This is a genomic window from Methanobrevibacter sp., assembly GCF_045611865.1.
GTDB lineage: Archaea > Methanobacteriota > Methanobacteria > Methanobacteriales > Methanobacteriaceae > Methanocatella.
In genome coordinates this window covers 1-13,722 of the sequence record NZ_JAZKXX010000076.1, presented here as the reverse complement: position 1 = coordinate 13,722, position 13,722 = coordinate 1, and the positions used below count along the sequence as shown (strand labels likewise).

Here is a 13,722-nt window from a genome sequence, read left to right as displayed (position 1 = left end):
GGAAAAATAATCTATTAATTCAACAAAATTGATTTAACCTTGTTAAATTGCTTTAAAATAAAACTTACTAATTTATAAACCTTAAAATTAAAAATAAACAATGCAAATTAAAATTAAAAAAGGTTAAATCATGAAACAAACAGAATTAGAAACAAAAAATAAACTCATAAGCCAGTCATTTAATGACCCACGAAAGCTTAAATATCCTCCGGAAGAAGTTAGGCTTAAACTAGATGATGAACTTTTTAGTGAAAGTGAAATTTTCCAAACAGATGATGGAGAATACATTTACTTTGATGTTCAAATAAGCGATTTTCACGAAGAAGAACTAGTAAGATATGTTGAAATTGCAGAAAAACTCTATGAAATAGTAAAAGAACAGGTTTACATCTACATTTTATGTGCAAAAACTGCTAACGTTTTTGTAAAAGAGTTTGAAATCCTGTCTGAAGCCACATTTACTATAAGATTGGCAAGAGACGATAGTGATCCTGCAGAAATCATTTTAAATGTAATCAAAAGAAAAATAGCAGACCATGAACTATTAGACAAAGATGACATACATGCATTGTTAATGATTCCAATGATATGTGATAAAGAAAAAATTAACCATTATAGATTGGAATCTTTTAGAATTCTTAATCGATTCCATTAACTATTTATCCCATATTAAAATAGTTTTTCCAAATTTGGAAATGTAATCTTTATCAAAGGCTTCTTTTAAGTCGTCGATAGATTTTATTTCACAAATATTGGTTATGAGTTTCTCCAAATATTCAAAAAGGACCGGGTTTTGTTTGAGAGTTTCAACAACTCCAACAAAATCTTCTCTTTCAGAGCGGCTATTTCCTTGAATGGTCAATCCTTTTTCTAAAACCATACGTGTGTTTACAGGTATTGGATACTCACTTACTCCAAACAAATTGATTGTTCCTTGCGGATTAATTAAATCAATAATTTGCTCAATAGCAGATTGTGAAGCGCTAGATCCAACACATTCAAAAGCATGGTCAACGACTACTTCATTAGGAACATTATGAATTTGATAAATTTCATCAGCAAAAGTAAATAGATTTAAATTTTCCTGATGTTTCCCGAAGATAACTATTTCAGAGTCTGGAAACTTCTCCTTTAAAAGCAAAGATGTGATAAAACCTAGGTTTCCGTCTCCCCAAACACCAAGTCGGTCTTTAGGAGTAATGGCAATTTCGCCAAACTTGCTAATGCCTTGATAAGCTACACTTATTAACTCAATAAAAGCAGACACATTAAGATTGAAATCATCAGGTATCCTTAAAACCCTATCAGAAGTTAATTTGATTAAATCAGAAGTAAATCCATCAAAACCACTTCCTCGAAACTTGGAATGATAAGAATAATTAGCCCTGCAGACATCACTTTCCAAAGGAGTATTTGGAATCATTACAACTTTATCTCCAGCTTTGAAATTACCTTCACTATCAAATACCACCTCACCAATTGCTTCATGAATTAATGCCATAGGCAGTTTTTCTTCCAGTACTTCAGCAGGTCTTGATCCTTGATAATACCTTTGATCTGCTTGACAAATTGAAAGATGAGTAGGTCTTACAATAACCCCATCCAAATCAACTTCATCAATTGCCTCTTCAAAGAATTTAGGAGACTTTAATCTATAAACAATGTTTATCATGAATTATCCTCAAGTATTGTATTTGCTAATTTTAAATCATATGGGTATGTAATCTTAATATTTGTCACTTCACCATCCACGAGATGTACATCCTCATCTTTAAGAGTGAAGATTTTACATGCATCTGTAAGGATATTGGATTCTTCCTCTGTTAAACTATTAATTAGATTGAAAAGTTTCTTTATATTGAAGCTCTGTGGAGTTTGGCCTTGGTAATAATAATCCCTTACAGGGATGCTTTCAATAGTTTCACCATTAATACTTTCAACAATTGTGTCAGTAGCCGGTATAACTGTATCGCAAGCCCCATATTTTCTTGCAGCTTTAATGTTATCTTCAATAATTCTATGAGTTACAAATGGACGTACAGAATCATGTGTGAGAATAATAGACTCATCATCAATACCAAAGTTCTCATCAATATAATTTATGCTGTTTATTAATGTATCATTTCTGGTTTCTCCACCTTCAATAACAATAATATCCCCATTATTACCAATATATTCTTCAATTAAGTCATTAGTATGATTAATATAGTTTTTAGGTATTAAAACAATAGTTTTGTCAATATTTTCATTTATAACAAATTTTTCAATAGTGTGAATAATAACAGGCTTATTACCTAATGTTAAAAATTGTTTAGGAGTGTCGGTTCCTCCCATTCTTGATCCAATTCCGCCCGCTAATATTGCTGCAAAAATCATTTAAAATTACTCCTTTTCAAACATTATTAAGTAATGAGATTTATCTTCACCAAACTCGGCGCCAATTTCCTCATTTAAATAAACTTTTTTAAGATTATAATTATTAAATATTTCTTCCAATTCATTTGGAGAAATCCTAATTTCCATTGGTGGACCGATAGGCATGTCAATTGGTTTAAAATCCATAATAGCTATTTTGCCATCATCTTTAATTAACCGTGAAAGCTCATTGATAACATCACTCTGATTATCCTCATTAAATCCATGAAATACATTTAACATCAAGATAACATCAATACTGCCATCTTTAACATCAGGAACTCCTTTAGTTAAATCTGCTACAATTGTAGACAAATTTTCAAGATTATTTTCATTTTTATAATTATTTAAAGCATCAATAGATTCCTCGTAAATGTCAATAGCATAAACTTCACCTTCCGGAAGATATTCTTCAATGGCTTTAATTGAAATATATCCATCTCCACAACCAGCATCTAAAAAAGTCTCATTACCTTTAAAATTAAATTCCTTTAGAATTTCATCAGAACTAAGGAATTTTGAACTTGATTTTCCATGATGTTTATGCTCCATTTCTAACCACCATTTTACTTATTATAATAATTATCTTTAAAAAATACTATTTAATAATTTTTAATTAGAAAAAATAAATATTGGGAGCATTAAGCTCCATCTTTTATAAAAAAAATTATCCTTTTTCAAACATTATCAAATAGTGAGATTTGCCCTCAGGAATGTCCTCACCAATTTCTTCATTAAGATAAACTTTCTTAAGACCATGATTGTTGAAAAATTCTTCTAATTCTTCAGGAGAACTTCTGACTGGTGTTGGTGGTCCTTTTGGAACATCCCATGCTTTGTAATCCATGATAGTTATTTTGCCATCTTTTTTAATAATACGTTTAAGTTCTCCAATAGCTTCATCAATTTTTCTTGATGCTTTAAACCCATGGAACACATTAACCATTAAAACAACATCAATTGAATCATCTCCAACACCCGGGATTCCTTCGGCAATGTCTGCTTCAATGTTTATTAAGTTTTCAACATTGTTTTCTTTTTTATATGTTTCCATATCTTCTATAGATGAATCATAAACATCAACCGCATAAACTAATCCTTCATGATTATAATCTTCCAAAACTTTAATTGCAATATGGCCATCACCACATCCAGCGTCCATGAAAGTTTCATTTCCATTTAAATCCAATTCGTGTATAATTTCATCAGAATCTAAGAAGTGTTCACTAGAAAATCCATGAGCCCTATGTCCATTTGGAGGCATCATCATATTATCACCTTAGATAATATTCTTTAAAAAAACAGTATTTAATAATTTTCAATGCGAAAGATTTTGTAAAACAGTTTTAAAAATAGTTAAAATTATAAAAAAAAGTTATAAGAGGATTATTTTTTCCAAGTTTGTTTTACTCCTCTTCCTCTTTTACTACCAGGTTTAGTATAACTTCTTTTTTGTCTGGTTCTTCTGTTAGTTCCTTTAACTTTTGCCATATTTTCCCCTCCTTCAAATTTATAATAAAAATAATTAGAATTAAATCTATAACAAAAAAATATATGTTTTTAATATATTTAAAGCTTTTCTTTAAGTGGTGTATTCAGCATTAATTTTAACATAATCATATGTTAAATCGCAACCCCATGCAGTAGCCTCGCCATCACCTAAATCAAGGTCAACATTAACAGTGACATTTTTGGTTTGCATTATCTTTTCAGCCCTTTCAAGATATGGAGTGTCTTCAAATGCCAAAATTTCACCATTTTTTACTAAATCAACCTCATCATCATCGCCAGCAATAGCTATTGTAACAATATCTGGATTTAAATCACAACCGGAATATCCAATTGCAGAAACTATTCTTCCCCAATTAGGATCTCCGCCAAATACTGCTGATTTAAATAAGCTTGATGATATGATGGATTTAGCTGCAAGCTTTGCATCTTCAAGGTCTTTTGCACCATAAACATTAGCTTCAATGAATTTGGTTGCACCTTCACCATCACGAGCCATTATTTAAGCAAGGTCAATACATAAATAATCTAAGGCTTCCTGGAAATTGGAGTCTAATTTTCCATCTTTCATGACTTCAACACCAGATGCACCATTAGCCATCATCAAACATGTATCATTGGTACTTTCATCCCCATCAACAACAATCATGTTAAAACTAATTCCTGCAGCCTGTTTAAGAGCCTTATTAATCTCATTTGCAGGCATTATTGCATCAGTAACAATAAATGAAAGCATTGTTCCCATATTTGGAGCAATCATACCACTTCCTTTTGTAATACCTGCAATCTTAACTTTCTCACCAGTTGTTAAAGTTACCTCAACCGCACACTCTTTTGGAAATGTATCGGTTGTCATGATTGCTTTTGCAGCTGCAAGAGAGTTTTCAGGATTATTTCCTAACTTAGATAAAGACTCATAAGCCACTTTAGAAATTATATCAATAGGCATTTGACGCCCAATAACACCAGTTGAAGATATTGCAATCTCATCTTTAGGTATTTTTAAATCCTTAGAAACAAGTTCTGCTAATGTTTCACAGTCTTTAAAACCCTGTTCGCCAGTAAAACAATTTGCATTTCCACTATTAACAAAAACAGCAGAGAGTTTTCCATTTTTAATAACCTTTTTAGTATAATTAACTGGAGCGGCAACTACTTTATTTGAAGTAAATACTGCAGACGCATTACTATCGGGTGAAACTATTATTGAAACACCATATTTGCCTTCACGAGCTCCAGATACTTTAAGATTTTCAATAACAGAAAATCCACCATCTAAATCTCTAATAAAATCCATAAAATCACCAAATTAATATGATGGCTCTACTTCCGTTAGATTATATTCTACAACATCCTGATTACTATTATAATCTAACGCATCAAAATCAGGATCATAAACAATTTTCTCAGTATCGTTTAAGTTTGTAGTCATTTCTTTTGTTACATTTTCTATATGAGGACCATCATCACTGCTATCATCAAAGCTTAAAGAAATTCCCATGCCTACACCCGCAACAAAACCAACTAAAGCAAGAATCATTAAAAATAAAGTAAGTTTACTTCTTTTCTTTTTTGGTTTATCATTATAACGATTATTTCTGTTAATACGATTATTACGACTACTGCGATTGTTTTGATTCCTACCAAATATTCGTCTACTTTTTTTTCTATTGGAAGCATGTTTTTGACTGTTTCCTGGAATCAAAACCCTCTTATCGTCTTTTTTTCTTCTCATGTTATTTCTCTTCAAACTTTTTTAGGCCACAAATGCATAAACTAACGCCAATATAACTGCAACAAAACTGAACATTCCAAGTCCTAAAATGGACATCAAATATGCAAATATAAATACAAATGCGAAAACTCCAATTAGTTTAGCTTTTTCATTTTCAATCAAATTGATTAATGTCCTTGTAAATTCAGATGGAATATTATAAGCATATAGACCATTAGCCAATTCAAATATTACCAAAGACAATGGAGAAGTTGAATTTAAACTATCAACAAGTTGTGCTCTTTCACCAGCTTCCCTTCTACTCCTTCCAACACCAGCTCTAATTTTAGCACCATTATCTAGGGCGAACCATGCAGCATCAAGTCCTGCACGAATAGCTAAATCTTTAGATGGGAATCTTGCAATAAAATCATCTCCACCTTCACGATAACCTTCTAGTTCACCACCACATTCAGTTTCAATGAAACTTTTAATTCCGTTCATTAACTCCACCAATTGAGTTCTTCCGTTTTTATCAATGAATTTAGTGGAATCAATTAAATCAATGAATAAATAATTTTCCAAATCAACTGGCTTAGATTCTTGTAGAAGGAATGGTGAATCAAAAACTAATGCATATTCTCCACCAAGTTTTGTAAAAGCAATACCTGGGAAACTTCCCACATTTTGAGTGTAGTGAATTGCTCTTTCAATTGAAGCTGCACCAGTCATTCCCACAGCAGAAATTACTTGCATATTTTCAGATAATCCAATACCAATAAGTTCAATAGCTACACGAATAGCATCGTTTTTACTTAACATTCTAGCAACAAGTTCTGTTGCTGTTTTTTCCACAATTTCTCCTTTTTCATTTTGAATAATCTTTTCAAAAATATTAATCATGTTTGAAGGATAAGGAAGCTCAATGTAAAAATAACGATCACTACCCATTACAATATTACTTACTAAAGCATATTCCTCAATTCTATTCTCTGCAGGTTTTAATTCATGAAAAGTGTAGTCTTTAGGAATATTTTCAATACCTACATCACGAATAAGATTTTGCAGAATGGAATCTGAAGTGATTTCTGCTTTCTCAATCTCAAAAAGAATAGTTTGAGTGTAATTGAATAACTCTACATATTCTGTTTCAAGAGAATTTGTTGGAAAAAATTTTGTTCCGACAGCAATAGGATTTAATTTAGTGGTTGTCTTGATTAATGACTTAGTTAATGCATTAACCATCTAAATTCCCTCCTTTTTCCAGCTCTATTTCAAAATCACCAGGTTTTTCTAAAAGCATGTCTGGTTTTACGGAAACGAAAGGGAATTTCCAAGATCCCAGTCTTCCAGCTATTGTACTTGCAATATTTCTGGAGTTTTTCTTAATAAATACTTCATCATGCTCACTTACACGGATTAATATATTATAAGGAGCATTTTCAGTAACTTCATCAGCCAATAAAATATTTAACTCAAAGTTACCTGGTTTGGTAAATAAATCATTACGAACAGCGATTAAAGGTTTTTTCTCAAGACCTAACCTATCAGCTACAGTAACAGAAATATTACCTGCATTTTTAACAACAACTTTATAATCTTTAGGGTGAACCAATACAAAAATCACATATGGAGCAGCTATTTCCACATCATCAACCATCTCTACAATTTTATTAAACATTGGGATTTTTGAAAAAATGTTTTCTAGCTTGGACTCTGCATTGTTCTCATTATCAATACGAATAATAGCTTGTTTAGCAATATTTAATGGGGAAACTTCTAAACCTTCTTTTCCATTATAAATTTCCCATTTTTTAAAGTTTAATTCTTTAATAATTTCATCACAGATGTGCTGAAGTATATTTCTATCTCTTTTAGGTTTTTTTGGTTTTCCAAATGTGAGTCTTCCATTATCAATTACAAATGGAATTCTCATAGAAGCAATATTTCTAAATTCAGCAGCATAATCTCTGAATTTATCATTTGATAGGACTTTTGCTCTTTCATTTGTAGCAATATCTAAAATAAAATGGTCTGCATCATTACCTGCTGGAACTTCTTCTACATTCTCACTTTCCAACAATTTTAAAAATTTTTCTTTATCATCAATATCATGACGAAGTGATGCATCGGCAATTATTACAAATTCATCTTCACTTTCCTCTAATGCTTTAACAGCCGCAAGAATATTAGACATTTGAGGTTGTCCATTTTCATTTTTAACATAATGTGCTACATTAGAAGCATCTACGACCACTTTCATAATATCACCTAAAACATTAATTAATTTTAATTCAGTTTTTTATTTTTGTATCATTATATATAAATATATTTTAAAGTTTATTTCTTGGATATTTTCCAAATAAAAATTTTTCTCCACCAACATTATTCAAGAAAATCTCAATTTCATCTTCTGTTATATTATAAACATTATAAGAGTTCTTATTTTTACCTCTAAGTTTACAAGAGCATAATGATCCTGCATTAACAATAAGTGTATCATTTATTTTCCATATATTTGGAACATGCTTGTGTCCTGATAATATTAAATCAACCTCATGAGTTGTTAATGTTTTTAAAATATCACCTGCATCCGATAAGACGTTACGTTCACGACCTGTTTGAGGAATTGGAACAATATGATGGTGCAGGGCAACAATGGAAAAGTTTTCGTTAATTACACATTCATCCAATTGATGTTCTAACCACATATGCTGAGGAGTTCCAATATGACCCCTACTTTCATCAGGAGAACTGCTATCAAGACCCATTACAGTGAAATTATCATCCATTGTTAATTTCCAGCTTCTCTCACCTATTAATTCTTCAAAAGTCTGATAACCTAGGTTTCTTGAATCGTGGTTACCTGGAACTGCAAACAATGGAGCTTCAAACATTGCCAAATATCTTGTTGCTTGTTCAAATTCTGTATAATATCCATTGTTAGTAATATCCCCTGTTAAAATTATCATGTCTGGATTTAAGTTGTTGATTTCACTTACTGCAGTCATGAAAACTTCTTCATCAAACTCAGATTTACTGACATGTAAATCAGAAATGTGTACAATTAAAGTCATTTTATCTATTGATTCAATTTCATAATAGCTTCAGCTAAATCGCCTTTACATTCTTCAAGAGCTTCTCTTGCTTCATCTGCAGAAACACCTGCACTATTGGCAACCATTTCTACATCTTCATCAGGAATTTCAATTTCATATTCAAGCTCTACTTCGCGAGCTTTACCATCAACCTGATAGGTTTCTTGACCCATCACATTCATTAAACTTACACTAGGATTATCAATGATTAATTCTTTATCTTCAAAACGGATAATTACTTCTTTAACCCCTTCAAGGTCTTCCATTTTCATACCCATTTTTTTCATTTGTCTTTCCATCTGTTTCATTTGTTTTTTATTCATACCAGGCATCATTTTAAACACTCTATAAAATAACTATTTATAATTATATAATTAATTATTATTAAAATTAACTTAAATTATGAATTTAATCTAAAATCCATAACCTTCAGTTTCAAAAGTTTTAGCAACATCCTTTAGAACTTCAGGTATGTTGATGTGCTGTGGGCATTCTTCAATACAAGTTCCGCATTCACTACAATCTGAAGCTAGGCCAACACCAGGAAGCTTTGAATAGTTGACATATGCATTTCCAAATTGAGACCAAGGCTGTTCACCCAATAATTTTTCTTTATTGTAGAAATCAAATATTCTAGCAATATCAATCTCTTCAGGACATGAGTCGACACAATATCTGCATTTAGTACAATCCACAGTGATATTACTGTTAATTATCTTGGATACTTCTTCAATGATTTTATATTCATCATCATTTAATGGAGTGATGTTTTTGAACTCTGAAATATTCTCTTCCATTTGATCTATGCTACTTGCACCAGTTAATATTACGCAAATATCATCCAAACTTGCTACAAATCTTAAAGCCCATGATACGATAGATGCATTAGGGTTATATTCTTTCATGATTTTTTCGGCTTCCTCAGGAACATCCGCTAAAAATCCTCCTTTAAATGCCTCCATTACCATTATTGGTTTTTTATGTTTTCTTGCAACTTCAAAACATTTCCTAGATTCTATTGCATCGTCATCCCAGTCAAGATAGTTAATTTGAAGTAAAACAAATTCCATTTCTGGATGGAGTGTTAATATATTGTCTAAGAACTCTGCATTGGCATGAGTGGAAAGTCCCAAATGTTTAATATATCCTTCTTCTTTTTTCTTGTTTGCAAATGAAAATGAATCAACATCAAGCCAACCCGCTTCTGAAAATCCACTTACATTATGCATCATGTAGTAATCAAAATAATCTACACCACATCTTTCCAGCTGCTCGGAAAATATTGGTTCCAATTGTGATTCTTCTGTTATTGAAAATAAGGGTAGTTTATCTGCTACTTTAAATAATTCTCTCGGATATCTTTCAACCACACATTTTCTAAACGCAACTTCACTTAAACCCTCATGATATGGATATGCAGTGTCAAAATGATTAAAACCATTTTCCATAAATAAATCAACCATTTCATTTACCTGTTCATAATCCACACTTGAAAAATCATTTTCATCCAAAATAGGGAGTCTCATCATCCCCATACCTAAATTTACCATAATATCCCCCAATTTTTAAAAAATACTCTCTCTTTTTTGTATAAGTTCATCACAAATTTCATGGAATAAGAAATAAATTTTTCTTTTAAATTTAAGTCTTGTTTTACATCACCATCATTATCAATGATGTCCATCAAATTTGTTTTTAAAGTGTTTGGAACACTATAAATATCCAGATAAGTTAAAATAAAATTGTAAATATCGGTTATTTTAACTTGCATATCATATATCTCTTTATTTTCATCAGTTACTTCAATATTTTCCCTTACAACCTGATTCAATTATCTAACCCCACTTCCAATTTTCAATAGCGGAATTTTACTCATAACCCATATCAATGCCCAGCAGAATCCAATAATAATTATTGAGGAAATTGGGAAATTATACAGATGTTTAATCCATGACTGCATAAATCCTAATTTGAAAAGATACATTGTTAATATGTAATGTGAAAAGTAAATTCCAAAACTACAGCTACTAAATAAAATTATTATTTCGCCTAATTTTTGTTCCTTAATAGGTTTAATCTTTGATGAAATCATTTTAACATCCGCATATTTAAATGCAATGAATAAACCAATAGTTTCTGCTACAACAAAAATATTAAAGAAATCAACTGGTTTTAACTGGGTTCCACCCAAACCAGAATAATAAATCTGTAAAAAGTGACCGATTATACCAATAATGAATAGAACAACACCAAATAAAAAAGATTTTGATTTGCTCATGCTAAATTCAGAGTTTTGAATATAAGAACCTAATATGAAGTATCCCAGTACGGAGAAGAAATTAAAAATTACTCTAAATTCATATTTTGCCTGTTGAATCTGGAAAAATCCAATGGTGGTAAACAATGACAATACAATTGTAATAATGATTAGATATTTATAAGCAAAATCCCCGTATTCACGAATGAAACTACTCAGTATTGGAATTAATAAGTAAATACCTATTAATGACCAGATAAACCAAAATGGTGAAGCAAGATAATTAGAACCTAAGATTATTCCCAAACAATAATCCGGTGTTAATGTATAACCCCATAATATAACTCCTAAAATCATGTACACTATAATCCAAAATGCAAAAGGTAAAACAACTCTTTTAAACCTCTTTTCTAAAAATTCCATGATTACATGTTTTCTAGTTAAAAGCAACGCCCCACTTACAGTGAAAAATAAAGGAACACCAATACGAGTTAAACTAAAAATACCCGAACAAATTAACCAACTTGTAAAATCTTTAGAATACATTCTTACGATATGGCCTAATACGACCAATATTATAGCCAAGGACCGTACTTCATCCAAATATAAAATTCGTTTGGGACTTATTTTCATTGAAAATATATTTAAATTAAGATTATAATAAGTATTTCCATGAACAAAAGATGTAGTTGGGTTACACAAGATGAAATCTATATAAAATATCATGATGAAGAGTGGGGAGTTCCAACACATGACGATAAAGAGTTATTTGAAATGCTTGTTCTAGAATCATTTCAGGCAGGTCTTTCATGGATTACCATTTTAAAAAAGCGTGAAAATTTTAAAAAGGCTTTTGATGATTTTGATTTTATAAAAGTGGCTAATTATGATGAAGATAAGGTAAATGAACTTTTAGAAAATGAAGGAATTATACGCCATAAAGGTAAAATCAATGCTGCCATTAATAACGCTAAAATATTTATTGAAATTCAAGAAGAATTCGAAAGCTTTGATAAATATATCTGGAAATTCACAGAAGAAAATATTATTAAATCAGAATATTTAACCGAATCTGATTTATCAAAAGAGATTTCAAAAGATTTGAAAAAGCGTGGAATGAAATTTGTAGGGCCAACAATTATTTATTCCTATTTAGAATCAATTGGAATAATTGATAATCATGAAAAAGATTGCTTTAAATTCTAAAATTACTCTTCTAATAAGATTATATTTTTAGGGTCTACCTTCAAATACTCTGGAATCACAAATTCATGCTCGCGAATCTGTTTATCATACTTCCACCATAAGCCATTTGCCAATGTTATTTCCCATTCAAAAGGCATTTCCACTAATGTGGAATTTGCAGTATCAATCACATTGACATCATCCTTTTGAGCGGCAGAAAAATCGTGTGCTCTTATTCCCATATGAGTGATATTAGGTGAAATTTTTTCAGATACTTCGAATGTTACTCCCCAATCTAAAGATTTGAGATGATACTCATCAATAATTTCGATTTTAGAAATATTTTTACACCCTGTAAGTCTTGCAACTTGAACCTTTCTTGGATTTTCAAATATTTCGTGCGTATCCCCTTTTGCTATAATTTTACCTTCATCCAAAATTATTAGTTCATCACAAAACTGGAATGCTTCATCACGATTATGAGTAACCAAAATTGAAAATCCATCAAAATCATTTAGTAAATTATCAAGTTCTATACGTAACTGTTCTTTTAAGAATGTGTCCATTGCACTGAACGGTTCGTCTAACAATATGACATCTGGCCCATAAGCTAATATACGGGCCAATGCTACTCTTTGCTGTTGACCTCCAGATAATTGTCTAGGATATCTTTTTTCTAAACCTTCCAAATGAAAACGTTTAATCATTTCAGATATGCGTTTTTCATCATGATTTTTGGATAAACCAACAGCAACATTTTCTTCAACAGTCATATTAGGGAATAAAGCATAATTTTGAAATAAGTATCCGACATTTCTTTTTTGAGGTTTTAAATTAATTTTTTTATTAGAATCATAATAAACAGTTTCTTCACCTGTGTTTAAACTAACAACACCACTATCTGGGTCCACAATACCTGCAATGGATTTCAAGGTCATACTTTTACCACAACCAGAAGGGCCAAGAATACCCAAACACTTTTTTTTCAATTCAAAATTGACATCCAAGTCAAATTCTTTAAGTTTTTTGTGGATATTAACTTTTAATAATTTATTCCCCATAATCTAATCCTCCTGACATGAAATTATTTCCATTGCTTTTCCTTACGTATAGAAACAAAATCCATGATAAAAATAGCTATAAACGCTATGACAACAATGATTATAACATAATTAAAAGCATCTCCCATATTACCCGCAGCCACTTCTGAGTAAACTGCCATAGGGAGAGTTCTGGTTTGTCCAGCAATATTTCCTGCAAGCATAGCAGTAGCACCAAATTCACCTAACCCCCGTGCATAAGCAAGAATTCCTCCACTGATAATTCCCGGTAATGCATTTGCAAATAAGACTTTCCAGAAGATTTTCCATTCTGACATTCCTAATGTACGTCCTGCATCCAATAGATTGGAATCAATTTGCTCAAATGCACCTCTAGCTGAACGGTACATCAATGGAAAAGCCATCACAACCGCTGCAATGACAGTTGCAGGCCATGAGAAAGCTATTTTGTATGCAAAAAAGTCTATAAAAAAGCTTCCTATA

Annotated in this window: 16 protein-coding genes and 1 pseudogene; 2 read left to right on the top strand and 15 right to left on the bottom strand. The window is 31.1% G+C overall.

Features of this window, described 5'->3' with window-relative positions; translation table 11 throughout:
* Nucleotides 1-130 precede the first annotated feature (130 nt).
* Nucleotides 131-655, top strand: a complete 525-nt coding sequence (locus ACKI32_RS09235) for a hypothetical protein (RefSeq protein ID WP_407415712.1) — start codon at nucleotides 131-133, stop codon at nucleotides 653-655.
* Here the strand turns inward: ACKI32_RS09235 and ACKI32_RS09230 are convergent, their stop codons facing one another.
* The 13 genes and pseudogenes from ACKI32_RS09230 to ACKI32_RS09170 all read right to left on the bottom strand — a co-directional run bounded on the left by ACKI32_RS09230 (nucleotide 656) and on the right by ACKI32_RS09170 (nucleotide 11,626).
* Nucleotides 656-1,672: an alcohol dehydrogenase catalytic domain-containing protein gene (locus ACKI32_RS09230; protein WP_407415710.1), complete on the bottom strand. Its 1,017-nt coding sequence runs from the start codon at nucleotides 1,670-1,672 to the stop codon at nucleotides 656-658. It abuts the gene before it with no gap.
* The gene (locus ACKI32_RS09225; RefSeq protein WP_407415708.1) at nucleotides 1,669-2,376 is read right to left on the bottom strand and encodes a 2-C-methyl-D-erythritol 4-phosphate cytidylyltransferase; all 708 of its coding nucleotides are present in this window, start codon (nucleotides 2,374-2,376) and stop codon (nucleotides 1,669-1,671) included. Before ACKI32_RS09225 ends, ACKI32_RS09230 begins: the two co-directional genes overlap by 4 nt.
* Nucleotides 2,377-2,382: 6 nt before the next feature.
* Nucleotides 2,383-2,967, bottom strand: coding sequence for a class I SAM-dependent methyltransferase (locus ACKI32_RS09220; RefSeq protein WP_407415706.1), 585 nt, complete (start codon nucleotides 2,965-2,967; stop codon nucleotides 2,383-2,385).
* 115 nt (nucleotides 2,968-3,082) lie between these two features.
* Entirely contained in the window at nucleotides 3,083-3,685 is a 603-nt protein-coding gene (locus ACKI32_RS09215; protein ID WP_407415704.1) for a class I SAM-dependent methyltransferase, read from the bottom strand.
* 312 nt (nucleotides 3,686-3,997) lie between these two features.
* Nucleotides 3,998-5,221 (bottom strand): annotated as a pseudogene (gene argJ, locus ACKI32_RS09210) (bifunctional ornithine acetyltransferase/N-acetylglutamate synthase).
* Between the two features lie 12 nt (nucleotides 5,222-5,233).
* Nucleotides 5,234-5,659 (bottom strand): hypothetical protein, encoded by a 426-nt coding sequence (locus ACKI32_RS09205; protein WP_407415702.1) that lies wholly within the window; start codon nucleotides 5,657-5,659, stop codon nucleotides 5,234-5,236.
* Between the two features lie 21 nt (nucleotides 5,660-5,680).
* Nucleotides 5,681-6,883, bottom strand: a complete 1,203-nt coding sequence (locus tag ACKI32_RS09200) for a hypothetical protein (protein ID WP_407415700.1) — start codon at nucleotides 6,881-6,883, stop codon at nucleotides 5,681-5,683.
* Entirely contained in the window at nucleotides 6,876-7,901 is a 1,026-nt protein-coding gene (locus ACKI32_RS09195; RefSeq protein ID WP_407415698.1) for an NYN domain-containing protein, read from the bottom strand. Before ACKI32_RS09195 ends, ACKI32_RS09200 begins: the two co-directional genes overlap by 8 nt.
* 70 nt (nucleotides 7,902-7,971) lie before the next feature.
* Complete coding sequence (locus ACKI32_RS09190; RefSeq protein ID WP_407415696.1) at nucleotides 7,972-8,715, bottom strand: metallophosphoesterase family protein; 744 nt, start codon at nucleotides 8,713-8,715, stop codon at nucleotides 7,972-7,974.
* 5 nt (nucleotides 8,716-8,720) lie between these two features.
* A complete protein-coding gene (locus ACKI32_RS09185; protein WP_407415694.1) occupies nucleotides 8,721-9,071 on the bottom strand; it encodes a nascent polypeptide-associated complex protein in 351 nt (116 codons plus the stop codon).
* Nucleotides 9,072-9,149: 78 nt separating this feature from the next.
* On the bottom strand, nucleotides 9,150-10,286 hold the full coding sequence (locus ACKI32_RS09180) for an aldo/keto reductase (RefSeq protein ID WP_407415692.1): 1,137 nt from the start codon (nucleotides 10,284-10,286) through the stop codon (nucleotides 9,150-9,152).
* Entirely contained in the window at nucleotides 10,280-10,567 is a 288-nt protein-coding gene (locus ACKI32_RS09175) for a hypothetical protein (protein WP_407415690.1), read from the bottom strand. The genes ACKI32_RS09180 and ACKI32_RS09175 overlap by 7 nt, the downstream gene beginning before the upstream one ends.
* Nucleotides 10,568-11,626, bottom strand: a complete 1,059-nt coding sequence (locus tag ACKI32_RS09170) for an acyltransferase (RefSeq protein ID WP_407415688.1) — start codon at nucleotides 11,624-11,626, stop codon at nucleotides 10,568-10,570.
* 39 nt (nucleotides 11,627-11,665) lie between these two features.
* Between ACKI32_RS09170 and ACKI32_RS09165 the strand changes: the two genes are divergently transcribed.
* Nucleotides 11,666-12,199: a DNA-3-methyladenine glycosylase I gene (locus tag ACKI32_RS09165; protein ID WP_407415686.1), complete on the top strand. Its 534-nt coding sequence runs from the start codon at nucleotides 11,666-11,668 to the stop codon at nucleotides 12,197-12,199.
* A gap of 2 nt (nucleotides 12,200-12,201) precedes the next feature.
* Here the strand turns inward: ACKI32_RS09165 and ACKI32_RS09160 are convergent, their stop codons facing one another.
* Entirely contained in the window at nucleotides 12,202-13,239 is a 1,038-nt protein-coding gene (locus ACKI32_RS09160) for a sulfate/molybdate ABC transporter ATP-binding protein (RefSeq protein WP_407415684.1), read from the bottom strand.
* Between the two features lie 23 nt (nucleotides 13,240-13,262).
* On the bottom strand, nucleotides 13,263-13,722 hold a 460-nt coding region (locus ACKI32_RS09155; RefSeq protein WP_407415682.1), incomplete at its 5' end, for a molybdate ABC transporter permease subunit.

What these genes read in the sequence shown, in the direction of transcription:
- ACKI32_RS09235 (WP_407415712.1), top strand. Translation starts at nt 131, where the DNA reads ATGAAACAAACAGAATTAGAAACAAAAAATAAACTCATAAGCCAGTCA.
- ACKI32_RS09230 (WP_407415710.1), bottom strand. Translation starts at nt 1,672, where the DNA reads ATGATAAACATTGTTTATAGATTAAAGTCTCCTAAATTCTTTGAAGAG.
- ACKI32_RS09225 (WP_407415708.1), bottom strand. Translation starts at nt 2,376, where the DNA reads ATGATTTTTGCAGCAATATTAGCGGGCGGAATTGGATCAAGAATGGGA.
- ACKI32_RS09220 (WP_407415706.1), bottom strand. Translation starts at nt 2,967, where the DNA reads ATGGAGCATAAACATCATGGAAAATCAAGTTCAAAATTCCTTAGTTCT.
- ACKI32_RS09215 (WP_407415704.1), bottom strand. Translation starts at nt 3,685, where the DNA reads ATGATGATGCCTCCAAATGGACATAGGGCTCATGGATTTTCTAGTGAA.
- ACKI32_RS09205 (WP_407415702.1), bottom strand. Translation starts at nt 5,659, where the DNA reads ATGAGAAGAAAAAAAGACGATAAGAGGGTTTTGATTCCAGGAAACAGT.
- ACKI32_RS09200 (WP_407415700.1), bottom strand. Translation starts at nt 6,883, where the DNA reads ATGGTTAATGCATTAACTAAGTCATTAATCAAGACAACCACTAAATTA.
- ACKI32_RS09195 (WP_407415698.1), bottom strand. Translation starts at nt 7,901, where the DNA reads ATGAAAGTGGTCGTAGATGCTTCTAATGTAGCACATTATGTTAAAAAT.
- ACKI32_RS09190 (WP_407415696.1), bottom strand. Translation starts at nt 8,715, where the DNA reads ATGACTTTAATTGTACACATTTCTGATTTACATGTCAGTAAATCTGAG.
- ACKI32_RS09185 (WP_407415694.1), bottom strand. Translation starts at nt 9,071, where the DNA reads ATGATGCCTGGTATGAATAAAAAACAAATGAAACAGATGGAAAGACAA.
- ACKI32_RS09180 (WP_407415692.1), bottom strand. Translation starts at nt 10,286, where the DNA reads ATGGTAAATTTAGGTATGGGGATGATGAGACTCCCTATTTTGGATGAA.
- ACKI32_RS09170 (WP_407415688.1), bottom strand. Translation starts at nt 11,626, where the DNA reads ATGAAAATAAGTCCCAAACGAATTTTATATTTGGATGAAGTACGGTCC.
- ACKI32_RS09165 (WP_407415686.1), top strand. Translation starts at nt 11,666, where the DNA reads ATGAACAAAAGATGTAGTTGGGTTACACAAGATGAAATCTATATAAAA.
- ACKI32_RS09160 (WP_407415684.1), bottom strand. Translation starts at nt 13,239, where the DNA reads ATGGGGAATAAATTATTAAAAGTTAATATCCACAAAAAACTTAAAGAA.